The organism is Borrelia parkeri (genome assembly GCF_023035815.1).
Classification (GTDB): domain Bacteria; phylum Spirochaetota; class Spirochaetia; order Borreliales; family Borreliaceae; genus Borrelia; species Borrelia parkeri.
This window is the reverse complement of the sequence record NZ_CP073164.1, coordinates 40384-63263: the sequence shown is the minus strand read 5'-3', so window position 1 is coordinate 63263 and position 22880 is coordinate 40384. Positions and strand designations below refer to the sequence as shown.

The following is a 22880-nucleotide window of genomic DNA, read 5'->3' as shown; positions in this document are numbered from 1 at the left end:
ATCTAAATGCTTGCTACTATGTTAGTAAATACATAGTGATTTAAGTCATATTAATACATGTAAATAATATAATTTAAATAATCTTCACGCAAGTAATTTTTAATTTTTTTGATTACCATGATTACTAAAAATTAATTAGACTTAAAGGTTAATTATTGTGAATGAGTACCGCTAACTAACGGGTACTCTAAATTTGCTATTTGCAGTTTTAGTTTTTGGATGCTTTGCTATAACTTCTTTTAGGAATTCATTGAATAATTGAGCATCTAGCAAGATTGTGTGGGTGGTTGTTTCTTTACTTAATGTGTCTTCGATAGTTAATTCGCCTGATATGAAGAACCAATCACCATTTTTGTAATGCTGTGAAAAAGCAGTTATGAGTCCATCTCCTCCATTTGGAAAGAATGCATATAGTTCTCCATAAATACTTATATTTTTATATCCTAATCTTCTAGTTGAGATCTCCAGCTGATTAGCTATTTTATCTCTTGTTCCTTGCATGTTTCCATTGCGAAAATCTAAATTTAGTTTTTTGTGGTTTGTGAGTTTAAATGACACTATTTTAACATACTCAACTAAGCTTTCAAATAGTATTAAAGGCATGACATACTTAGAGTAGTTTTCATTATTCTTAATAGGAGCTACTGCATATGAGTATTTAAATTTGCCTTGAAATACTGATGATGGTTTTCCGTTTTCTCCAATTATATCTTGTACATTGCTTTTCATCCAAGTGAGATGGCAGGTGTGATTACTAGGTGTTATTGCGTGACCAGAGAGACATACATCTAAGGTTCCCTCAGATATTTGCAGTGGTTCTGGTTGGTAGTCATATTCGTCTTCTGTGTCAGTGTTTGTCTTAACAGAGCGTGTAGAGCCTGATTTAATGGCGTATTTAAGATTTGGTTTGTCATATTGATCTTGCGACACATGACATGTTATGAAGATTGGTAATAAAATAATTATTCTCTTCATATTTACCCCCTTTTATTTTTAGAGTACATATTTTAAATATGTTTTTATTTTATCGATTTATATAATAAATTATTTTGATTTATAAAACAAATTTATTTAACTTTTTTTAATTAAATTAACTTCCAAAAAGGTATTTAAAAATAGTTAAAGGTTATTAAAAGTTGTTACAGGGGTATTACAGATATATTACTTAAGGTTGTCTTTAAGTGAATTTTTTAAAATTTATTTTTCAACCTTAAGTAATGAACTTTAATTTAATTAACTATTGTTTTTTAATCTAATTGTTAATTGGAACTCTAAATTTGGTATTTGCAGTTGTGGTCCCTTGATGTTTAGATACAACTGATTTTAGAAATTCATTAAATAATTTACCACTTAAGAGTATTTTGTGGGTTGTCTCGTTGTTTGTTTTTGTGTCTTTAACTTTTATCTCTCCTTTCATAAGGTTCCATTTACCATTTTGGTAAAGAGCAGTAAAAGCAGATATTAACTCATCCCCACCAGTTGGAGTTATTGCATTTAATATTCCATAAGGATATACGTTTTTGTATCCCGCTTCAGATGATTTTTCTACCTTAGGTATACCTTGAATAAATCCACCCAAAACGTTTTTGTTGTTAAAGTCTAGGTTAGTGTGATTTATTAACTTAAAAGAGGTTACTTCAATATTCTCGTCCATGCTTTCAAATAATATTAAAGGCATGACGTACTTACTGTAATTATCATTATATTTGATAGGTGATACTGAATATGAGTATCTAAGTTTCCCTTTTAAAGCTTCCAGTGGTTTTTGATTATCCCCAATAATTTCTTTGGCTTTAATTTTCATCCAAGTGATTTGGCATTTTGGTGGGCATCCACACAAAAACCAACTGCAGATTGGACACATGCATTTTTCAGTAGTCCCTTCAAGTATTTCAAAAGAGGCCTCTTCTTTTGTTAATTCTTCATGTTCATCATCTTCTTTTTCATCTTCTTTTAAATGTTTTTTTGATTTGTCATTATGCATGATTGCTTGCTCAAGCTTAGGTTTAATATTTATAATACTATCACTTAAGAAGCAAGATGTTATAAATAACGGTAGTAAAAAAGCTGTTCTTTGCAATTTTGACCTCCCCAAGTGCAGAAGTATATATCTAAAAGTTCATTTTTCATTTAAGTTCAATATTTAATAATTTAATGTTTAGCATATTTATTTAGTATTTAGCTTATTTATTTAAAATTTAGCTTATTAGAGGATGTATTTGTGGTTAAGTACCTTTATATCGTAAAAAATGCTTATTTAATATTAGGTAGTTTTGTGTTAACATTTGTTTTACTAACTTTGGTTTTAATTGTTTTTTTAATTTTTATTAAGGGGAAGTTAATTTTGTGTAATGAGATGTGTTGTTTGATAGTTAAGATATTTATAGAATAACGTGAATTATTGCAGAATAATTGTAATGTTATTCTTAAATCTTATATGAGAATCTAGTCACCCGGAAGTTCTGGTGACAACTTTATAAAAAATAGAAATTTTAATTAGGATGGGTATATGCACGATCATGTAGAGGCTGCAGAAGGGATTTTAGATAAGGAATACAAAGTTTTAGATAAAGGTTTTTTAAGACTTGTTGACTATATGGGTAGTGATGAGCGAATAGTAAATTCTGCTAGAGTTTCTTATAGAGATTCTAAGGCAAAAAGGGATAATGCTGGTCTTATTGACTATTTGGTAAGAAATGAGCATACAAGTCCACTTGAGCAAGTGGTTTTTACTTTTCATGTTAAAGCGCCAATCTTTGTAGCAAGACAGTGGATGAGACATAGAACATCAAGAATTAATGAAGTCTCAGGCCGTTATAGTTTGATGAGAGAAGAGTTTTATGTTCCTTGCAGGGAAGATTTTAAGAAACAAAGTATTACTAATAAACAGGGACGTTCAGATGAGCCTGTTGATGATGATATTGCTTTATCCTCTTTAGGTGGTCTAGATGAGAGTTATAAGACTTCTTACAAGATTTATAATGATATGATCAAGAATGATGTATCCAGGGAGCTTGCAAGAATAACTCTGCCTTTAAGTTTGTATACTGAATGGTACTGGCAAATTGATCTTAATAATTTATTTCATTTTATTAAGCTTAGATCATCAGGACATGCACAAAAAGAGATAAGAGAGTATGCTAATGTCCTATTAGATATTGTTAAGTTAGTAGTGCCCTTAGCAACTGCTAGTTTTAAGAGACATATTTTGGGGGGCGTTATGCTCTCAAGTGAAGAGGTATGTGAGATTCGGAAAGTATTAGATTTAACCAAACTGAATTTACATGATAAGAGTTTAAATCGGTTAAAAGAAAAACTTAATTTATGATTTGTTATGAAAGGAGTTAAGTATATTTTAGTAGTTTATGCTTCAAAGACAGGGAATGTGTCGCGTTTTATTGCAAAAACGGGCCTTAAAGATATTTTTCATGTAGTTACAGGTGATGAGATCGTAAGTAGGCCTTATGTGTTACTTACATATACGTTTTCTTTTGGAAAAGTTCCACCTGAGGTAGAGAAATTTTTAAAGCATAATTTTAAGCTTATGGTTGGAGTTGCTGGTTCTGGAAACAGAAATTGGGGTGATTCATTTTGCAATGCTGTTAATTTAATAAAAAATGAATATAATGTTTGCGAAATATTAAGATTTGAACTTTCAGGAACATCACATGATGTTGAGAATTTTGTAGAAAGGATTAAAAATGAAACACTTAGAGTTAAATAATGAAATTATGGTTTTAAAGGATGGATTTTACAGATTAGAAAAAGATCTTGAGGCTTTGAGTGTTTTTTTAAGTGAAGTCAATTCTAAGTCTTTAAAATTTGAAAATCCAAATGAGAGAATGCATTATTTAATTGATAATAATTTTTATGAAAATTTTTATGAAAACTATTCTGAAGAGCAGATACTTGAAATATATAATCTTGTAAGTCTTGAGAATTTTCAGTTTAAGTCTTATATGAGTGCTTCGAAGTTTTATAAAGATTATGCACTTAAGATGAATGATGGGAATACTTATCTTGAATCTTATGAGGATAGAATAATTGCAGTTAGTCTCTTTTTAGCAGATGGATGTTTTGATTTTGCTTTAAAACTTGCTTTAGAGATGATCAAACAACGCTATCAGCCTGCAACACCTACATTTTTAAATGCTGGTAAGAAGGTACGAGGTGAGCTTGTATCATGTTTCTTGTTGGAAGTGGGAGACTCTCTTAATAGTATTACTTTTAATGTCTCTTCTGCCATGCAGCTTTCAAAAATTGGTGGAGGAGTGGCTTTAAATCTTTCAAATATTAGGGCTAGGGGTGAGGAGATACGGGGTATTCCTAATATTGCAAAAGGAATTATTCCCGTTATGAAGCTTTTGGAAGATGGATTTAATTATGCAGATCAGATGGGACAGCGAAAAGGTGCTGGTGCTGTATACTTAAATATCTTTCATTATGATATAGAAGATTTCTTGGATACTAAGAAGATTAATGCTGATGAGAAGAGCCGTGTTCAAACATTATCATTAGGAGTAATAATTCCAGATAAATTTTTTGATATTGCAAAACAAGGTAAAAATTATTATGCTTTCGCACCATATTCTCTTTATAAGGTAACTGGTCGTTTTATGAATGAGATCGATTTTGACTTAGAATACGACTTGTTTGCAAGTGATCCTCGTATTTTGAAAAAAGAGATTTCTGCTAGAGATATGTTGATTCGTATTGCTAGGCTGCAATTTGAATCTGGATATCCTTATATAATGTACCAAACAGCATGTAATTTAAATAATCCACTAAAAGGTCTTGGAAAAATTAAGATGTCTAATCTTTGTACAGAGATTTTTCAGATTCAAACACCATCAGTTATTGGTGATTATGGTGAGGAGGATTTGCTTGGATATGATATCAGTTGTATCTTAGGTTCACTCAATATTGTTAATGTAATTAATAGTGATTTTGAGTATACCGTTGATATTGCCATGAGGGCATTGACATCGGTTGTTGATAAGGCTGATATTAAAAATGCTCCAAGTATAAGGAAGGCAAATAATGATTATCATGCCGTTGGTCTTGGTGTTATGAATTTACATGGTTTTTTGATTAAAAATAAAATCTCTTATGAGAGTGCTGAGGCTTTGGATTTTGTTCGTACCTTTTTTATGTTATTAAATTTTTATTCCCTTAAGAGTAGTATGAATATTGCAAGAGATAGAGGCTGTGCTTTTAAAGATTTCAATAAGAGTGAATATTATAATGGAAATTATTTTGATATGTATTTGAGTGAAGATTTCACTCCTAAAACAGATGTTATAAAACAGATATTTAGTGGACTTAAGATTCCTCTAAAGAGTGATTGGGAGAGCCTTAAGCGTGATGTCCAAATGCATGGGCTTTATCATTCTTATAGGTTAGCCGTTGCACCAACTCAGAGTATATCTTATATTCAAAATGCAACAACATCTCTTATGCCTATTGTTGAACCTGTTGAAGCTAGGGTTTATGGTAATGCTACAACGTATTATCCAATGCCATATCTTAGTAGGGAAAATGCTTTGCTTTTTAAATCAGCATATTACATGGATATGAAAAAATTGATTGATCTTATAAGTGAGGCTCAGCGGCATGTTGATCAGGGAATTAGTACCTTGCTTTATGTTACAAATGAAACTAGTACCAGGGAACTTGTAAAACTTTACATTTATGCTAAAAATAAGGGACTTAAGAGCTTATATTATACGCGTAATAAAAATCTCTCAGTAGATGAATGTATTCTTTGTGCAATATAAATGCAATATATATATATGAAATATAAGTTTAGGAGAATTGTTAAATAAATATGAATAGAGAAGCTATAAATTGGAATAGATTAAATAATGGTTATACCAAGATGTTTTGGGACCAAAATATAAGACAATTTTGGGTAGATGAAGAGATCCCTATCTCTGATGATAAGTTGGTTTGGAATTCCTTAGATATCGAGGAGCGGGATGTTTATGAGAAGGTTTTAGGTGGACTTACATTATTAGATACAGAACAAGGTTCTGTTGGTATGCCTCGTATAGCTTTGGCCATAGATAATTTGGATTATAAACCGGTTCTTGGATTTATGGGTGCTATGGAGCATATGCATGCTAAGAGTTATAGTAGCATATTCTCAAGTCTATCAAACATAGAGCGAATAGATTATATATTTGATTGGGTAAAAACTTATAAGAATTTTCAAGATAAATTAGATCTGATCTTGGGGAAGTATAACAGCATACACGATAGAATGAGTTTATATAAGGCTTTGTGTACTTCTGTATTTCTTGAAACTTTTTTATTTTATTCTGGATTTTTTTATCCACTCTATCTTGCAGGTCAAGGTAAGATGATTAATAGTGGTGAAATTATTAATTTGATATTGCGTGATGAATCTGTTCATGGAGTATTCGTTGGCCTCTTGGCACAAGAAGAGTTTAATAAAATGACTTCTAGAGAACAAGTATTTGCTTACAAAGAGGCTATGTTGATCTTAGATAGGCTTTATGATCTAGAAAAGGCATATACTAAAGACTTATATTCATCTATTGGTCTTGAATCTGCTGTTGATGTTTTTGTTAGGTATAATGCTGACAAGGCCTTGATGAATTTAGGTTTCGATCCTACATTTAACATTCAAGATATTGATGTTAATCCTTTGGTTTTAAATGGTCTTAGAACTGATACTAAAACTCATGATTTTTTCTCTACTAAAGGTAATGGTTACATAAAGCCCATGAAAATTGAGCCATTGCAGGATGATGATTTCGCATGAGTTTTATTTCCTATTTTGATTTTAACTTTTAGTTTATAAGTTTTTAACTTTTTTTATCTTTTTTTTATGTTTTTTTTAAGATTTTATATGAATTTTCTAATTTAGTTTGTATTTCATTAAATTCAAAATTCTCTTCTAGGGGGGTCTTAGTTCATTTTGTTTGCTTGTTTATTAAAGTGATTAAAAAAATATAATAATTTATATTATTTTTAATAACATTTTTAAATTAAACTGCTTGATAAATATAATTTTATTATATAATGATAAATATCAAGATATATTATAGACTATGTAATTATTGATGTTAGTATATTGTATGATTTTGAGAAGGGGAATGTTTTATGAAGAAAATATGTGTTATACTTGGTATTTTTTTTATATCATTTATTGTGACCATATTGTTTTATAATTTTCTTTATAACTTTTCAGATCTGTCCCAGAGAGACATTGAAGTGAGAGATAAGGCTTGTAGTGTATTTAATGGAGCAGTAAAAATATTTAGCGATGAATTTAACAATGCAATCACTAATTTTCAACAAAACAATCATAATTTTAATATTTCTTTTTATAAATTTATACCAGTCTTTCAGTGTTTAGAGTCTAAGATTAATGTTTATGATGCATTTGGATATGATGCTACAGTCAGCAAAAGATTGGCTAATATCTCTGAGAGATTAGACTTATCCTCTGATTATACGGATGGAGATACAAAGATCGTTTATGATTTATTGTGTTTTTTAGAGGAATTTAGAGAACCAATTGATGAAATCCTTAATGGGCATCCGAGTGATGCAAATTTGATTGGAAATAGTATCAGCAGAAATGTAGGTATTATTTCTATAATCACTTTTAATTTGAAAAGAGCAATGGCTATGGAAAAAGAGTCAGTTTCGCAAGTGATGGGGCGGAACTTGGCAATAGATCTAGCTAGTGGCAAACAAAATATTTTGCAAAAGTTAAAGAACATTATTGATGATGGGATGATTAAATCAAGTGTTCCTTTTGTAAGAGAAATGTCTAGGGAGGATTTCAAAGATAGTTAAATAATATTTAAGTAGCAAAAAGGGTTTGAGCTTTTTGTGTTTTAATTTGGTCCTTTTAAACACGTACAATGTGGTTTAAAGTACTTTGTCCTTTACTTTGTTATTCTCCTTTAGTTTGTATATGCCTAAAAGTATGATTAAATTTGTATCTTTTAGGTATTTTTTTAGTTTTTTACATGAAAATTTTGTAAAGATGTTATCTTTATTATTCTTTTTTATTAATTATTAATATTAAAAATTAAATTTGACTGAGAGAAAATAAAATAAGTAATATTTTTTTGCTGAGATTTGCGAAATAAATCGAAAATAAACGGTTAATTGACTTTATAATCGACATAAAAGGCCATATTGAGTCATTAATTAGGTATTTTATTATGATGATCATATAGTTATGATGCAAGATATTTGTGTAATGTCAAATATGTAAAATTTTATCGTCTTTAATAATAATATTAATTTGATTAAATTTATTAAAAATAATTGCAATTTATATTGATTTTAAATTAGTATAAATATACAGAATATAAAAATATATTTTGATATTAAATACAATAATATATTATTGTCAATATAATAAGATGCGTTACAGAGTAACTGGCACCTATGTGTGTGTACAACTTTTTATTAAGGAGGAATCATGAAAAAGTTTTGTGCAGTATTATTTATGTTCAATGTATTATTGAGCTTACTTATTATAACTTGTAATAAATCAGCAGAAAGTCCCCAACAAACAGGACAAGAAGTGTTTATTGGAAATGAGCAAACGGTAGATAGAGAAGGTTTAACATCAGAGCTTGCAAAAACAGATGTTTCATTATGTTCAGAAGATGCATTTGAAAAATTTCCAAGAGAACTATTGGAAGATGAGCAAGTAGAAAGGGATAAGGCTTATGCTCAACTTGAAGCAGTTGTAAGAGAATACAAGACACAACTTTTCGATGAAGAACAAAGTTTTAAAGTTTATGTTGAAAAGGTTAGCAAAGAAATTAAGACAAATGGTAGTCAAGAAACAGATAGTAAAGGAGTTAAGTCAGAGGCATTATCACAGTCCCATTTTGATGAAGTATCTTATAAGTTTGGTCACCCGGATACAGTATACAAGATTTATGCTTCTCTAGGGTATGATGTTAAAGTTATCAATAAGTTAGAGGCAATAATTGGTGGATTAGATTTGAATATCACAACACCAATGGGAGGTTCATTAGCCACAGACCTTCATAAAAAGTTGTTAGATTTAAGTTATGGTATGTTATTTTCTTTATATGAAATTACAATTTCAGCTTTGCAGATTACCAATGAGTATTTATATGGGACACGCTTAAGTTCTCTTGCAAAAAGTAAGTTTGCACAAAAACTTATTGAACTTCGTAATCATTTAGATGAATTTATTCAAACCAGGGCTCGATTTATAGAAAATATTAAAAATGTGATCTTAAATGTAGAGATAGGTAATATACAGAGCATGTTGGTTTCCTTGCAAGAGATTATGAATGATAAAGGAGATATTGTCTCAGCATTTAATTTTACGCAAAGAAAAGCGGCTGTAATTCAATGTGCAGTTAATAATTTACTTAGAGTTCTTTAATTTGGTGTTTTGGTAATATATCGGTTTAGTTTGTATGTTAATTTGATTAAATTTATTAAAAATTAGTCATATTGTGAATTATTAATATTGTATAATTAATTTTTAATTTTTTAAATAAAGGAGTTTGATTTGAAAAAGCTTAATATTTGTATTATTTTAATTATATTTTTATGTATATTTGTAATAGCTTGTAAACATTCAGCAAAGATGAACCCCGAAGAAAAGCCATTCAAGGATAATGTAGATGGTTTGAGAGGTTCAACCATGTTTGCTGATGATAATCTTTTGAGATCTTCTGTTAACCTCAAGGGACTTTCAAAACGTCCGAGTCGCTCTAATATTTTAAAGATTTTAAGAGATAATAATTTAACATATAGTGTATCTGATATAACATCTATGTTAGATCGTCACAAAACTTTTGTTAATCATAAAAAAGAAGTTTTTGAGGTGGAAACTAAGTTAGAAAAAAGAATAGTTAACTTTCCTTTGAATAAAATGAGCTCATTAGTAGATAGTTTAGCTACATATCATAATATTCTTACGGCCTTACAATACGAGGTTCAACCCGCATATATATTGATGGATCTATTATATATGTTAAATTTAGATGATCCTAGTTCTCGTGATTTAAAGATCACAAATAGTTTTTTATCAATGTTAGATAGAATGTCAGATCTTACTACAAAAGTTGTATATGAGGATTTAACGAAATCACGATTAAAGTTGTTTTCTCAAGATGAGGCAACTATTGCTGTCATTTTTTGGAACTTAGAGATATTTTTGAAAGGATGGAATCTTGTTGGAAACACCGTTATAAGAATATTATATGAGGTTAAAAATAAGCTAGATCAGGTAAACTTGCAATTTAGCGATAAAGAAGACATTTTAAATATGTTGGTGAATCATTTTGATCTGAAGGAATTGAGGTTTATTACTTCGAATATCCATTCTATGGAACACTATGTAAGCTTCATTTCTGATTTATTGGCAGGCAAATTTTTTGAGGACGATTAGATATAAGTATTAAATAATTTATTTTAGCACAAAGATAACAATACCCTTTATTTTTTGCAAGATATACAACTACCTATATAGGTAGTTGTATAATAAATAATATTAAAGTATATGAGCATAAACTAGATAGTCTTAATAATCTTAAGACTTTTTTAGGTCAAGTATGTTTTAAAAAATTGTAATAAACTTAAACAAAACTTATTATTAAATTGTAAAATTAAGTTATAATTTAAATTACTTAAACTAAGGAAGAGGATTTTAATGGTTCATATAGATGTGGACTGTTGAGCATAGGTGTGTGGTATTTGATTTAATATGTATCTGTTTTGCCTTATTTAAGTATATTATTTGTAAGTAATGTGTAGTGAAACATACAGGGTATGTAATATATCTACATAGTAATGACTATGTAGTATTAATTTTAAAAAGGAGAATGTATGAAAATTTTTGGCATAATATTGTTGTGCGTATTATCTGTTGTATTCGTAATATTTTATTGGAATCAAGAAATGGGATATCGCTCAAGACTTCAGGAAGACTTAGCATTTACGAAAGCACAAATAGTTGCAGAAGAAGGGTTGTTTTCAGAAAATGAACCGGTTGCAGATTTTAAGTCCGTTCCACAAGACGAGAATGATGAAGTTGATTATACAGAATTATCTGAAAAATTGCCACCAGTTTTGGTAGGAAGCAAAGAAGAATCTTTTGATGAGCTTGAACGAGTGGTGAGGGAGTCTAAGAATAAATTTTTAGATGCAAATTTTCAATTTACCCAAGGTAAACATCAGTTTAGTATTCCTTTTTTTGAGCGATTTGCAAAATTTGATGGTGAAGATAAAAAGGACATAGTTTACGCATCGTTGGGGTATGATATTAGAGTTATTAAAAAATTAGAAACACTGATAAATAAAGTAGATCCGAATGTCCCTTCTTATTTAAGCGGGTTAGATAAGGGAATTGCTTCTAGTTTATTGGACATTTTATATAATGTTACGTATTATGTACGAGAAATTGTGTTGAATAATCATTTAAATCTTTTCAATCTAGATAAAATGAAGACTAATGATGCCGTAATATCAGAGAATATTATTGCTGTTAAGGATTGGTTAGAGACATTAATTCAATTAAGAGAGAAATTGATATTTAAATTGCATCGATATATCGTATTAGCAGAATCAAAATCTAATAAAGCGGCTATGGAAGCTGAACTGAGAAAAATTATTGATCAAAACGGGGAGATTAGGCGGACACTTGGGAAGATGATGATCATAACAAAAACGATTGAAGATTTAGTTAATGTGGCCTCAGAATCACAATAAGTGAGGTTTTTGTTATGTGATTTCCAAGTAATGATTTTTAGATGGGATTGTGATTGGCTTTTAGTGTTTTGCAAACATGGGTATATTAAATTAATCAAAAACTTGAAAAATTAATAAAAAGAGGTAGGAGGAAAGAGAATTTTTAAATGAAAAAGGTATGTATGGTATTGTGTATGATTGGTGTCTTAGGATTAATTATGGGGTGTTTGGCGGGAGATAAGGCAATAGGTGGACAAAATCAAAAAGCTCGTGTTAATATCGGAGTATCAGCTTCAATTCATGTAGATGGCTCATTTGAGCCTTTAATCGATCAAATTTATGAAAAATTAAAAAGTAGAGTTAAAGGGTACAGAAAGGAATTTAGGTTTTGTCAGTTTAAATTTGAACAAGGACAGCATCAATTTAGCATTCCTGTTTTTGACAGATTGGTAAAATTTGGAACTGATGAGAAGCGGGATATGATCTATGCTACTTTGGGTTATGATGTTAATCTTATTAAAAAGTTAGAGACAATGATGAGTAAAATAACTTTAAAGGAATCATATGAAAGTGGCTTGGCATCACATGTTATTTTTGAATTAGTAAATCGTTTATATGATATTACATATTATTTCAAATCAGTTTTGGTTGATCATTTAAATGATGTTAGTTTAGAACAACTAAGTTTGATCAAATCTAAGGAAGAGCTTACTGAGCTTTATAATACTCTTGAGAGACTGTCTAATTTAAGGACCAATGTGATGTCTCAAATTAGGACAGCTATCGAGTCAGCAATAAAGTTTGAGTATAATAAAACAGCCATGTTAACTGAGCTTAAGGAGATTGTTGATTCTAAAAAATCGGTTTCTCAGTTAAGTTTAGAGATCATGCAAATAGGACGTAAAATTCAATATTTCGTTGACGGGAAAGATGAAGAGATAGATGAGAGAGATTTATATTAAATTTTCTAATTTTTTGCAGCCAGTGTTTTTTGATAATAGAAACTTTTGCAGGGTTGAAGAGAGGTATAGGTGATTTCAATAAAAAAGATGTGTATGTTTTTGTGTGCAATTAGTACATTAGGATTAGTGATGGGATGTGAACCTGGAAATAATGCAGTAGGTGGTTCTTTGATAAAAGATGTCATAAATAAGAAAGGTCGTTTTAAGGGCAAATTATCAGCTTTAACTCGTGTAGAGGGTTCTTCTGATCATATGCTTAAGACTTCAAAAGAGCAAATTTACGATAAACTGACAGGTGAGTTAGAAAAATATAGAAAAGCATTTAGAGCTGATCAGTTTAGGTTTAGACGAGGTCATTATCATTTTCAGATGCCTTTTTTTGAAAAATTTCCCAAATTTAGTGGCTGGGATGAAAAGGACATAGTTTATGATACTTTAGGTTATGATGTTGGGCTTATTACAAAACTGGAAACCATTGTGAGCGCAATAACTCCCGCAACAGCTCCCACTTATTTTTCTAACAGACCAGCTACTATTGTTGCTAGGTTATTAGACATTTTATATAATACTACATTTTATCTTAGAAGAGTTGTAGTTGATCATTTAAGTGATTTCAATCTAGAGCAATTGAAAGACAATAAATCTGCAGAAGAACTTACTACAATTTATAATTCTTTCAAAGAATTGTCTGATTTAAGAACCAATGCAATGTCTCAGATTAAGATAGCTATAGAGAAATCAGAGCCATTATGGCGTGATAGAGTAGTTATGACTGATGAGCTTAAAAAAATTACTGATGATGAGAGCTTAGTTCAAGATTTAAAGCTAAAGATTATGATAAAGGGACTTGAAATTAAATCTTACGTTAAAGTGGAATCACAGCAATAATAAGTGTGATGGGTTTAAAACGTATATATTTATTAGTATGTCTTTAAGCCTTTATAAACAGTAATGCTATTGGCGTGTCACATTGTTGTTTCAGTTAAGGAGTTAGTTAAATGTGCTCAAATAGTAAATTTGAAGTTGATATTAGCTTTAGTTTATAATTGAATATAAAATTATATTAGTGGCAGCAGTAAGTTCATAAAAAAGATATACAAATGCTGTATAGGTTAAAAAAGGAGAGTATGTATATGAAGAGACTTAGTGTGGTATGGGTAATTAGTGTTTTAAGTTTATTTTTAATGATGTGTGTGTCTTGTACATCAGGTTGTGAATCATTCTTGGGCCCGAAAGCGCATCGGGCTTACAGTAAATTCAAAAGTAAAGTCGATAATTACAGGAGCAAACTTATAGCTGAGCTTGAGTCAGTTCATCTGGATAGTATTTTATTATTTCAAGATCAAAACTATCCTTCTGTATTATTACTAGCTGAAGAAGATACTACCAAGCGTATCATCGCTACTACACTAGGGAATGATTCTAAAGTTATTGAGCGATTGAGAGAAGTATTCGATACATTAGATTTGAAAAACATGGGCAATTCTAATGATATTGCTATTGCTGTTAGTATTTTAAATCATTTAACTAGTGTTACAAATTTAGCAATTACATTGTTCCATAAGCAGTTAAGCAAGAGAAACTTGGCTAGAATTAGGAACAGTTTTCTTCTTGAGTTAGGTCTTGTTGATTTGCTTGATGATATTACTTCTTATCTAGATCAGTTTATTCAAGGAAGGGCTGATGTGATGTCTAAAATTAGAAAAGTAATAAAAATAGCAGCAGCAAAGCGAGGTGATAAATCGGCCATGATAAATTATTTAAAGACGCTTAGTGACGATCAAGGTGATCTTTCAAAAGAAATTTTAGTTAGGCTTGTAGACAATATGTTTAAAATTGAATTTAAACTGAAAGATACATTTAAATGGGATAGTTAAATAGTATTTAGAGTTATTTGTGGTTTTTTAAAGTAGAAAAAAGTCTATTTTTTGTCTTTTTATTTTTGATATTGTCATTTTTTTTAATGAATTTTGGGTATTTAGTAATTTAAATTTATGCTAATTCTGAGAGTGAAATTATCTTTTTAAGATTAAAGTAATAAATGTTAATTATATTATATAATATATACATTCTAGTAATAGACTAGTGATAAATGGTGTGTGTGTAAAAAAAAGGAGAAATATATGGCCGAAAAAGATCAAGTTTTTAATGATCTTCGAAGGATATTAATCGAGTTCAGAGAAGAGCTTGAAAGTGAACGGGCTGCATTTATTTCCAAAGAGGCTCAATTAAATATTGATTTCAAGGGAACATTAGAAAATATCGTTTATTATCAGTCAGATCGAGACAAAATTTATACTATGTTGGGATATGATTTTGAAATCATGGGCAAATTAGGTACAATATTTGATAAGTTAAATTTCAGACATGTAAGCGATAGAGATACAAGGGTTGTTACTAATTTTTTAAACGGTTTAATGCGTGTTGCATATTCAATTCAGACACTCTTTAAGGATGTTTTAAATCAAACAAAATTAGAGATGCTTAAGTCTAGAGATGTAGGTGACTTTGAGAAAATTATTCAGTATCTAGTTCAGTTTATAGAGATGGTAAAAGATTTGATGTCTCGGGTTAAGGCTATTATATTATCTGCTGCATCAAAGACTAATGAAGATGATATATTAAATGAGTTAAATAAAGTTATCTCTAGTTCAGATGCAAAGCTTAATAGGGGAATGCGTAGTATTCATTATCTTTTATTTGATATCATGGAGTTAGTTGATCTTTTGTAATAAATTGCAGGAAATTGTTATTTTTTTTTACTTTTTTAAGTAAGAGAGAATTTTTATAAGGGATAATATTTTTTGAAATTAAAATAAATAATGTTAATTATTTGTTATTTTTATTTTTAATATTAATTATATATTATATATTTAATTATAAATTATAATAATAAAAATAATAAATATGTGAACGTGACAAAATAGTAGATGGTATGTGTAGGAAAAAGGAGAAATGTATGAATGAAGCAGATACAGCTTTTGAGAGCCTTACTAATGTACTGATAAGATTTAAAGAAGAACTTGAAAAAGAACGAGTTGCATTTTCTCCCAAAGAGTTGAATGTTTATTTCAAGGGAGCATTAAATGAGGTTTATTATCCATCAGATATGGGGGAAGTTTATGAGGCATTAGGGTATAATGTTGAGGTTATTCGTAGCTTAGGTCAAGTTTTTGCTAAGTTGCACTTCAAACATCTAGGTGATAGAGATACAAGGGTTGTTACTAATTTATTAAACGGGTTAATGCATATTGCGCATTCAATTCAGATTCTTTTTGAGGATGTTTTAAATGGATCAAAATTAGAAATGCTTAAGTCTAGAGATGCAAAGGACCTTAATATAATTACTCAGTATTTAGTTAAGTTTATAGAGATGGTAAAAGATTTAGTACCTCAACTTAAGTCTGTTATATTATCAGCTGCATCAAAAAACAATGAAGATGATATATTAAAAGAGTTAAATAGAGTTATCTCTAATTCGGATGCGAGGCTTAATAGGGGAATGCGTAGTATTCATTATCTTTTATTTGATATCATAGAGTTAGTTGATCTTTTATGATGAGTTGCAAGAAAGCATTATTACTTTATTATTTATTTCAAATAAATTTTGTGTTAAAAGTTTATATTATAATTCAGATTAAATATAGATAATAAAGATTTATATTAATTGATATTTACATGTTACACAATTGTGTATATAGAAGTATATGTAGAAAAAAGGGAGACATATATGAATGAAGTAAATACAGTTTTTGGTGTACTTAATAAAGTATTGGTGGAGTTCAAAGGAGAACTTGAAAGTAAACGTGCTGCATTTGTTCTTAAGGAAGGGCAATTGAATATTAATTTAAGTGGAGCATTAAGTGAAGTTTATTATCCATCAGATATGGGGGAAGTTTATAAGGCCTTAGGGTATGATTTTGAGGTTATTTGTAGTTTAGGGCAAGTGTTTGATAAGTTGAACTTCAGACATCTAGGTGATAGAGATACAAAAACCGTTACTAATTTATTAAACGGGTTAATGCATATTGCACGTTCGAATCAGATTCTTTTTGATAATGTTTTCAATGAATCAAAATTAGAGATGCTTAAGTTTAGAGATATAGATGACCTTAATATAATTACTCAGTGTTTAGTTCAGTTTATAGAGATGGTAAAGAATTTGATGCCTAGGATTAAGGATGGTATGATATCAGCTGCATCAAAAACTAGTGCAAAGGATGTGGTAAAGGCGTTAAATGAGGGTATTCTTGCCAACCAGTATGTAATGCTTAATAGTATGCTTCGCAATATTCATGGTCTTTTGTTTGATATTATAGCATGGGTTGAGCTTGATATGATTATTGCTTAAGAGAGGATGATTTTTCCTTTAGTTTTTATAAGTGCAAGTAAGTACTTTAAGTTTAAAGGTTTATATTTTGTAGATAAAGAATAGTGATTAATTAGTGTATAAGAGATATAAGAGAAAATCTTTTATTTAAGAGAATTTAAAGTTATATAATGAGTATTATTATATGTTGTATGTTATGTAGTAATATGGATATTATGTGTGTTATACATATGTGAAAATGATAATTAAAAGGAGAATTTGTATGAGTATGAAAAGGTTTAGTATGATATTGTGCATGATGGGTTTAGTGTTGGGATGTGCTGCTGATGGTAGAAGTGACACAGTATTAATGGAAGGTCAAAGATCCGAAGAACCTTTTTCAATATCTATGCTGGTACCATTTTTACAAGATACGACAAGTAAAGCTTATAATGATTTAAAGTCATTAGTAGAGTATTTTAGAAATCAGTTTGCATATGAATATTTCAATAATTTAATTAATATACCTTTTATAATTGATCATTTTAGCAATTCTATTGTCAAGCAATTATCAGACTATGGTATTACAGATTATGGTATATCTAAGAAGGATAGTAAGAGTTATAGCATTTATATAGCTTTAGGGTGTGATCTTAAACTTATGCAGGCATTAAAGAACATAATTGCTGAATTAAACCTTAAACCAGGTTCCAAGAAGGGAGATAGAGATATAGCCATTGCTTCTAAGTTGTTATTTAATTTAGAACAGGTTTCATATTATACTTTCCTTTTAGAGAATATCTTGAGTGATGAAAAATTAAATGAAGTTAGGACTAGCAGTGCAGCAACAATAGAGAATATTTCTCAGATTACTTCTTGGCTGTTTTCGTTTATGCAAGCAAGAGACGAGCTAATTAGAGATTTGAGAAAGGTTATTAGTTTGGCAGCAGTAGTAAGAGATAATAGACAATTAATGGACGCTGAGCTTAAAAAGATTGTTAATGATGGCAAAATAAAGAGCAAAATTAGCGATATTAGTAGTTTGGTAAGAGATATTCAAAATTTAATTACTCAGATTACAAAAGTTGTGCCTTAATTTTATTATTATTCTATTTATAGATTAAATTATGTATTTAAGAGGAGAAATATTATGAAAAAAGTTGGTATGGTATTGTATATATTGGTCCTACTGGCTTGTGAGCAAAGGGCCCCGGATAGCTCAGGATTTGATAAAGAGGACAGCAAGTTGAAAAAAGATATAGGTCCATGTGATCAAAAAATGGGTTTAAAACCGGTAGAACAGATAGAGGTTGATTCCAGACATGTAGCTTTTTATAAGCTTTACAAAATGGTAAATGAATATAAAGAGTTTCTTAATAGTAGAACATTTCAAGGTTTAGATTATAAGCTTGTATTTAAATTTCCTATAGCACAAATATTTCCAGTCTATAAGAATGCAGATTTCATTTATGAAGGTTTACATTATAATCCTATTGCTATTAATAGCTTGGAGTTTATATTGTATACATTGAACTTGGACGTTAATATTGTTAATCAAGATTTATTGCAGACTTCCCAATTATTAGAGTATATATCAGATAGTGCAAGATTGCTCAAGACGCTTCTAAATGATAAATTAGATGAGGCAACCTTAGAGCGGCTTAAGGTTAATAAGACAGCTGAGGAGCTTACTAAAATTAATTTTTATTTAGGTGAGGCTATGAGTTATAGGAGGCAGTTTATAAAACAACTTTCAATAGCGTTAATCAAAATTGCAGTGAAGAATGCTGATAGGGATTTTGTTTTCGAGAGACTTACTAATGATATTGTTGGGCAAGGCGATGGGCTTAGGCATGGAGATCTTGTTGAGTTAACTCCTTCGATTAGTCGAGACACTATTAATTTACTTTATGTCAGTATGAAAAGAAAAGTAGATATAATTTTGTGTTTTATTGAGAATTAAATACTGTGATTTTTTTGAGTCTTTAATTTGTTTTGTGACACTTTAATTTTTTAAGTAATCTTTAAGTATCTTATTAGTATAAGATCTTATTGCATAAATGTAATTATATTATATAATATCAGGTATTAAACTATATTTAGTATAAATAGATATTAAAGATATTGAATTATTGAGCATTTATGCGTAATAAAAGGGTTTTAGGGAAAGTTTGTTCAAGTTTTATTGCAATTAAAATTATAATTTTTTCATTAAATTATTATTGAAATTTTTGATAAATTAAATTATTGATTTATATTAATATAAATATATATTACTTATTATGTAATATATATTATTATATAGTATACAGACTATAATAAGGAGGAATATATGAAAGGATCTAGTTTAGTTATGGGTGTGATTTCTTACAACCTAGAAGGAATTGCAAAGGACAAACCAGTTGAACACTCATTGAGTGTAAGGGGTTACTCAAGTAATAATGAATGTGCACAACAATCGTTTAATATAAGTTCCAAAGATAGAGCTTACTATGCATTAAAGACAAGAGTAGGTTCTTACAAAGAGGAGCTTAAAGATGCACACAATCATTTTGATCTAGGTAAGCTTTTATTGAATATTCCTTTCAAAAAAATCTCACCAGATTTTATTGCTTCAGATAAACAAGATAAAGTTTATGCTGGGCTAGGTTATGATGCTGAGGTTATTAAACAATTAGGAAGAGTACTTAATAAATTGGATTTCAACGGTCCTTATTTCATCAATACTGATGCAAGTATTGCTCATAATTTATTGGTAATTTTAAATAGTATTACGGATTATATCAGAACCGTTGTAACTTATTATTTAAGTGATGAAAACTTATCTCAAATTAGAGCTACCAAGAATGAATCAAGGATTAATGAAATTAATACCAGTTTAGAAGAATTTATTAATATAAGCAAAGATTGTATGTCTAAAGTTAAATTACAGATAACATTTTTAGAATCAAGAATGACTAGAGAAGCCGTGTTATCAGGAATAAGGGAAATTGTTGATTATGAGGGAGAGATTGGAAGAACAGTTAGTTTAATGAGTACAATTGCAGTCACAATTTGGAGTCTTTGTTAAGGTTAGGTTAAGTTGAAAGTGAGTATTTCAACGCATGTTTTTAAATTTGAGGTAAGTTAAGTGGGATAAGAGTAGTGTTATTTTGAAATAGAGTGTAAAGTATGGCATGGAATAATCCAAGACCGGTTAATAAACTAGTTTGGAGACATTTAATAAAGTATTTGTGAGAAATTAAAAAACTCTAGATTGAAGAGTAATTCAAATTCAATAAATTTAAAATGCATATTTATCTTAGACAAATCATTTAAGATTATTATTATAATTTGATGTTAAATTAGCTTCTAGGTTTTTATTTTGTATAAATTCATGTTATAATGAATATATTATTATAACGTGTATCATATAATACATAATATTATATGATGTGAAGTTTAAAAAAGGAGGAGTATATGAAAAAGATTAGTATAATTTTTTATTCGTTGTATTGCTTGGGTGTGATGTCTTGTGAACAAGATAGTTTAGTGTCCTTAGATAAAGGTTCAGTTATCAAGGGTTTAGATAATCTTGTAAAGACCTACTTGGGCTCAGACAAAACAGAGAAGGGTGCTGAAAGTTTGAAAGGTGTGAAAGGTGCGACAGGGAAGAGTGATGTAAAAAATTCCTTTGTAGTTCCAGAAAAAAAACCAGGAGATGACCTAAGAGAGGATTTAGCAAAAGGTATAGAAACAATCTCAAAAAATGATCCAAAAGAGGATTTAGCAAAAGGTATAGAAACAATCTCAAAAAATGATCCAAAAGGGATTTTAGCAAAAGCATCAAAAGAAGTTAAGGGGAATATACCAGAGAATGATTTAGAAGAAGTGTATACTAAACTTGAAGGAAGGATAGCTAATTACAGAGCACAACTTAACAATGCACGTAGTCAATTTGATCCAAATCATCATTTATTACATGTTCCTTTCAATAAGGTAAACGCAAAATTTGCTGCTTTAGATCAACAGGCAGATATTTATGCTGCGTTACAACATGATGTTGAAACTGTTCGAGATTTGGGAAGGGTATTAAATAGGTTAAATTTACAAAGAGAACTTCCTTTTTCACAGGAAAATAGTACAATCTCTGAGAATAACCTTGCTGATAACTTATTAATGCTCATATGGCAGGTTGGCTATTTCACTAGAAAAGTTATTGATGTTCATTTAAGTAATGGTAACTTAAATCGAATTAAGGCTAGCAATGATGTAGATAAGCTTATTAAAATTACTGATTTTTTGAAGAAATTTATTAGAGTGAGATCCAATGCAGTACAGACAATTCAAGAGCAAATAAGATTATTAGTCTCAAAAAATGATAAGTCAGAGCTGTTAGAGGCAATAAAGAGCACTATTGGTTTAAATGGTGATGTTGGTAAAGAAATTCAGAATGTATCTTACTTGATTGTAAGACTGGAAGATAATATACAATTATTGATTAATTGAAGACTAATTAGTTTGTTAATTAGATTTGGGAGTTAATTTTAACTCCCATTTTTTTTCATAATAATTTATATTGAATTTGTGTTTATCTTTATATTTTTATTTTTTTTAATTTTATCTAAAACAAAAAGTATAAAAAAGTCAAAATTTGAAAGTCAAGATTTTTTATTGTATTTTACTTAAATTACTATGTAAATATCATTCTGTTGCATTATATTTACTAATAAATATTGATTAATGTAAAAGCTTTAAAAAAGGAGAAGTTTATGCAAAGGTTGATTATAATATTTTTATATGTCTTTGTTATGCTTTCTTGTAAACAGGGTGAGTTGGCAAGTGGAGTGGTTACAGAGCCTCCGTTTGGGTATCAAGCAGAAGATAGTTTAAAGCGTTACTCAAATTTAAGCCAAGCAGATTCGAATTTATCTTCCAATAAAAAACCTTCAGTTTTGCGTCAGTCAAAGAGTAAGTCATCGAGTAAAGATGCAGCAAAATCACCAAATATAGATAAAGATATTAAAAACGAAAAGGTTGAAAATAAAGGGGTAGTTGAGGAAGTCATAGACAAAAAGGTTGAAGATAATAGGATTGAGAATAAAAAAGTTGTAGACGGGGAGGTTTCAGATGATAGGGTTGAAGGTAAAAAGGGTGAATCGCAGTCAGAAGTTAAGGTAGAAGAACAACTTCCAGTTCCAAGAAAGACAGCACAAGAAGTTTATGCTGAATTTGAGGCTAGAGTAATAAAGTATAAGTCAAAGCTTGTAAATGAGCGTAATAGACTTGATCCAAGGTACTATTCATTTAATATTCCCTTTAAAAAGGTATCACCAATCTTTACTTCTGCAGAGTATCAGTCGGATATTTATGCTGCTATGGGGAGTGACGTGTCAGTTATTATGAACTTGGAGAGGATATTTAATAACTTAGATTTAAAAGAGCCTGCTTGGTATACTTATGGTGATACGAAAATAGCCGCTCATTTATTTAATCTTTTATTAAATATTTCAGATCACACCAGGAAGCTTGTCAATGTTCATTTAAGTAGTACTAATCTTGAGAAAATTAGGACGGGAAAGAGTGTAGAAGATATTATTGCAATTGATGCGCTTTTAGGAGAATTTATAAGAGAGAGAGAGAAAGCAGTAAAGACAATTCAATACCAAATAATATCATTGGCATCAAAAAATAAGAGAGAGATGTTAGATGGGCTTAAGAAAACTATTGGGTTAAGTAGCGGTTCTGCTAGAGAGATTCAACATGCATCTTATTCTATTATAGGAATGGTAGCTCGCATAGCATATTTAGTGAAGTAATTTATGATCTAAAGGGGGCCTTTTGGTCCCCTCCCTTTTATTTTTTTATTTTAGTGTTTTTTAGTTTATATATAATTAATAATT

Annotated in this window: 21 protein-coding genes; 19 read left to right on the top strand and 2 right to left on the bottom strand. The window is 29.5% G+C overall.

Annotation, left to right across the window (positions count from 1 at the left end):
* Nucleotides 1–171 precede the first annotated feature (171 nt).
* Nucleotides 172–975, bottom strand: coding sequence for a hypothetical protein (locus bpSLO_RS05550; protein WP_025375872.1), 804 nt, complete (start codon nt 973–975; stop codon nt 172–174).
* A gap of 277 nt (nt 976–1252) precedes the next feature.
* Entirely contained in the window at nt 1253–2080 is an 828-nt protein-coding gene (locus bpSLO_RS05545; protein WP_246989944.1) for a S2/P23 family protein, read from the bottom strand.
* A 429-nt stretch (nt 2081–2509) separates the two neighbouring features.
* On the opposite strand from bpSLO_RS05545, the gene thyX reads away from it, so the two are divergent.
* The 19 genes from thyX to bpSLO_RS05450 all read left to right on the top strand — a co-directional run bounded on the left by thyX (nt 2510) and on the right by bpSLO_RS05450 (nt 22796).
* Nucleotides 2510–3328 (top strand): FAD-dependent thymidylate synthase, encoded by an 819-nt coding sequence (gene thyX, locus bpSLO_RS05540; RefSeq protein WP_246989943.1) that lies wholly within the window; start codon nt 2510–2512, stop codon nt 3326–3328.
* A 6-nt stretch (nt 3329–3334) separates the two neighbouring features.
* Nucleotides 3335–3724 (top strand): class Ib ribonucleoside-diphosphate reductase assembly flavoprotein NrdI, encoded by a 390-nt coding sequence (gene nrdI / locus bpSLO_RS05535; protein WP_032493065.1) that lies wholly within the window; start codon nt 3335–3337, stop codon nt 3722–3724.
* Nucleotides 3702–5777 carry a class 1b ribonucleoside-diphosphate reductase subunit alpha gene (gene nrdE, locus bpSLO_RS05530; protein WP_246989942.1) on the top strand — a complete coding sequence of 692 codons (2076 nt, stop codon included), beginning with the start codon at nt 3702–3704 and terminating at the stop codon, nt 5775–5777. The genes nrdI and nrdE overlap by 23 nt, the downstream gene beginning before the upstream one ends.
* Before the next feature lie 50 nt (nt 5778–5827).
* Nucleotides 5828–6787 (top strand): class 1b ribonucleoside-diphosphate reductase subunit beta, encoded by a 960-nt coding sequence (gene nrdF / locus bpSLO_RS05525; RefSeq protein WP_246989941.1) that lies wholly within the window; start codon nt 5828–5830, stop codon nt 6785–6787.
* A gap of 341 nt (nt 6788–7128) precedes the next feature.
* Nucleotides 7129–7830, top strand: a complete 702-nt coding sequence (locus bpSLO_RS05520) for a hypothetical protein (RefSeq protein WP_246989940.1) — start codon at nt 7129–7131, stop codon at nt 7828–7830.
* A gap of 637 nt (nt 7831–8467) precedes the next feature.
* The gene (locus bpSLO_RS05515) at nt 8468–9415 is read left to right on the top strand and encodes a hypothetical protein (RefSeq protein ID WP_246989939.1); all 948 of its coding nucleotides are present in this window, start codon (nt 8468–8470) and stop codon (nt 9413–9415) included.
* A gap of 207 nt (nt 9416–9622) precedes the next feature.
* Nucleotides 9623–10429 (top strand): hypothetical protein, encoded by an 807-nt coding sequence (locus bpSLO_RS05510; RefSeq protein WP_149029346.1) that lies wholly within the window; start codon nt 9623–9625, stop codon nt 10427–10429.
* Nucleotides 10430–10866: 437 nt separating this feature from the next.
* A complete protein-coding gene (locus tag bpSLO_RS05505) occupies nt 10867–11748 on the top strand; it encodes a hypothetical protein (RefSeq protein ID WP_025375863.1) in 882 nt (293 codons plus the stop codon).
* 146 nt (nt 11749–11894) lie between these two features.
* Nucleotides 11895–12689, top strand: coding sequence for a CRASP family complement regulator-acquiring lipoprotein (locus bpSLO_RS05500; RefSeq protein ID WP_032493064.1), 795 nt, complete (start codon nt 11895–11897; stop codon nt 12687–12689).
* Between the two features lie 93 nt (nt 12690–12782).
* On the top strand, nt 12783–13577 hold the full coding sequence (locus bpSLO_RS05495; protein WP_149029345.1) for a hypothetical protein: 795 nt from the start codon (nt 12783–12785) through the stop codon (nt 13575–13577).
* A 245-nt stretch (nt 13578–13822) separates the two neighbouring features.
* A complete protein-coding gene (locus bpSLO_RS05490) occupies nt 13823–14566 on the top strand; it encodes a hypothetical protein (protein ID WP_246989938.1) in 744 nt (247 codons plus the stop codon).
* Between the two features lie 246 nt (nt 14567–14812).
* Nucleotides 14813–15421: a hypothetical protein gene (locus bpSLO_RS05485; RefSeq protein ID WP_025375859.1), complete on the top strand. Its 609-nt coding sequence runs from the start codon at nt 14813–14815 to the stop codon at nt 15419–15421.
* A gap of 227 nt (nt 15422–15648) precedes the next feature.
* The gene (locus bpSLO_RS05480) at nt 15649–16248 is read left to right on the top strand and encodes a virulence associated lipoprotein (protein ID WP_246989937.1); all 600 of its coding nucleotides are present in this window, start codon (nt 15649–15651) and stop codon (nt 16246–16248) included.
* A gap of 171 nt (nt 16249–16419) precedes the next feature.
* Entirely contained in the window at nt 16420–17040 is a 621-nt protein-coding gene (locus tag bpSLO_RS05475) for a hypothetical protein (protein WP_025375857.1), read from the top strand.
* Between the two features lie 247 nt (nt 17041–17287).
* Nucleotides 17288–18094: a hypothetical protein gene (locus tag bpSLO_RS05470; RefSeq protein WP_149029344.1), complete on the top strand. Its 807-nt coding sequence runs from the start codon at nt 17288–17290 to the stop codon at nt 18092–18094.
* A gap of 54 nt (nt 18095–18148) precedes the next feature.
* Nucleotides 18149–18961, top strand: a complete 813-nt coding sequence (locus bpSLO_RS05465; protein ID WP_246989936.1) for a hypothetical protein — start codon at nt 18149–18151, stop codon at nt 18959–18961.
* A 369-nt stretch (nt 18962–19330) separates the two neighbouring features.
* Nucleotides 19331–20068 carry a hypothetical protein gene (locus bpSLO_RS05460; RefSeq protein WP_246989935.1) on the top strand — a complete coding sequence of 246 codons (738 nt, stop codon included), beginning with the start codon at nt 19331–19333 and terminating at the stop codon, nt 20066–20068.
* A 389-nt stretch (nt 20069–20457) separates the two neighbouring features.
* A complete protein-coding gene (locus bpSLO_RS05455; protein ID WP_246989934.1) occupies nt 20458–21486 on the top strand; it encodes a hypothetical protein in 1029 nt (342 codons plus the stop codon).
* A 263-nt stretch (nt 21487–21749) separates the two neighbouring features.
* On the top strand, nt 21750–22796 hold the full coding sequence (locus bpSLO_RS05450; RefSeq protein ID WP_246989933.1) for a hypothetical protein: 1047 nt from the start codon (nt 21750–21752) through the stop codon (nt 22794–22796).
* The last annotated feature ends 84 nt before the right edge of the window (nt 22797–22880 follow it).

Excerpts from the sequence above, each read along its gene's own strand:
- bpSLO_RS05475 (WP_025375857.1), top strand. The coding sequence starts at position 16,420 with ATGAATGAAGTAAATACAGTTTTTGGTGTACTTAATAAAGTATTGGTG.
- bpSLO_RS05515 (WP_246989939.1), top strand. The coding sequence starts at position 8,468 with ATGAAAAAGTTTTGTGCAGTATTATTTATGTTCAATGTATTATTGAGC.
- bpSLO_RS05470 (WP_149029344.1), top strand. The coding sequence starts at position 17,288 with ATGAAAAGGTTTAGTATGATATTGTGCATGATGGGTTTAGTGTTGGGA.
- bpSLO_RS05495 (WP_149029345.1), top strand. The coding sequence starts at position 12,783 with ATGTTTTTGTGTGCAATTAGTACATTAGGATTAGTGATGGGATGTGAA.
- nrdI (WP_032493065.1), top strand. The coding sequence starts at position 3,335 with ATGAAAGGAGTTAAGTATATTTTAGTAGTTTATGCTTCAAAGACAGGG.
- bpSLO_RS05455 (WP_246989934.1), top strand. The coding sequence starts at position 20,458 with ATGAAAAAGATTAGTATAATTTTTTATTCGTTGTATTGCTTGGGTGTG.
- bpSLO_RS05480 (WP_246989937.1), top strand. The coding sequence starts at position 15,649 with ATGAATGAAGCAGATACAGCTTTTGAGAGCCTTACTAATGTACTGATA.
- bpSLO_RS05465 (WP_246989936.1), top strand. The coding sequence starts at position 18,149 with ATGAAAAAAGTTGGTATGGTATTGTATATATTGGTCCTACTGGCTTGT.
- bpSLO_RS05510 (WP_149029346.1), top strand. The coding sequence starts at position 9,623 with ATGAACCCCGAAGAAAAGCCATTCAAGGATAATGTAGATGGTTTGAGA.
- bpSLO_RS05485 (WP_025375859.1), top strand. The coding sequence starts at position 14,813 with ATGGCCGAAAAAGATCAAGTTTTTAATGATCTTCGAAGGATATTAATC.
- bpSLO_RS05450 (WP_246989933.1), top strand. The coding sequence starts at position 21,750 with ATGCAAAGGTTGATTATAATATTTTTATATGTCTTTGTTATGCTTTCT.
- bpSLO_RS05520 (WP_246989940.1), top strand. The coding sequence starts at position 7,129 with ATGAAGAAAATATGTGTTATACTTGGTATTTTTTTTATATCATTTATT.
- bpSLO_RS05500 (WP_032493064.1), top strand. The coding sequence starts at position 11,895 with ATGAAAAAGGTATGTATGGTATTGTGTATGATTGGTGTCTTAGGATTA.
- nrdE (WP_246989942.1), top strand. The coding sequence starts at position 3,702 with ATGAAACACTTAGAGTTAAATAATGAAATTATGGTTTTAAAGGATGGA.
- bpSLO_RS05550 (WP_025375872.1), bottom strand. The coding sequence starts at position 975 with ATGAAGAGAATAATTATTTTATTACCAATCTTCATAACATGTCATGTG.
- bpSLO_RS05505 (WP_025375863.1), top strand. The coding sequence starts at position 10,867 with ATGAAAATTTTTGGCATAATATTGTTGTGCGTATTATCTGTTGTATTC.
- bpSLO_RS05460 (WP_246989935.1), top strand. The coding sequence starts at position 19,331 with ATGAAAGGATCTAGTTTAGTTATGGGTGTGATTTCTTACAACCTAGAA.
- thyX (WP_246989943.1), top strand. The coding sequence starts at position 2,510 with ATGCACGATCATGTAGAGGCTGCAGAAGGGATTTTAGATAAGGAATAC.
- nrdF (WP_246989941.1), top strand. The coding sequence starts at position 5,828 with ATGAATAGAGAAGCTATAAATTGGAATAGATTAAATAATGGTTATACC.
- bpSLO_RS05490 (WP_246989938.1), top strand. The coding sequence starts at position 13,823 with ATGAAGAGACTTAGTGTGGTATGGGTAATTAGTGTTTTAAGTTTATTT.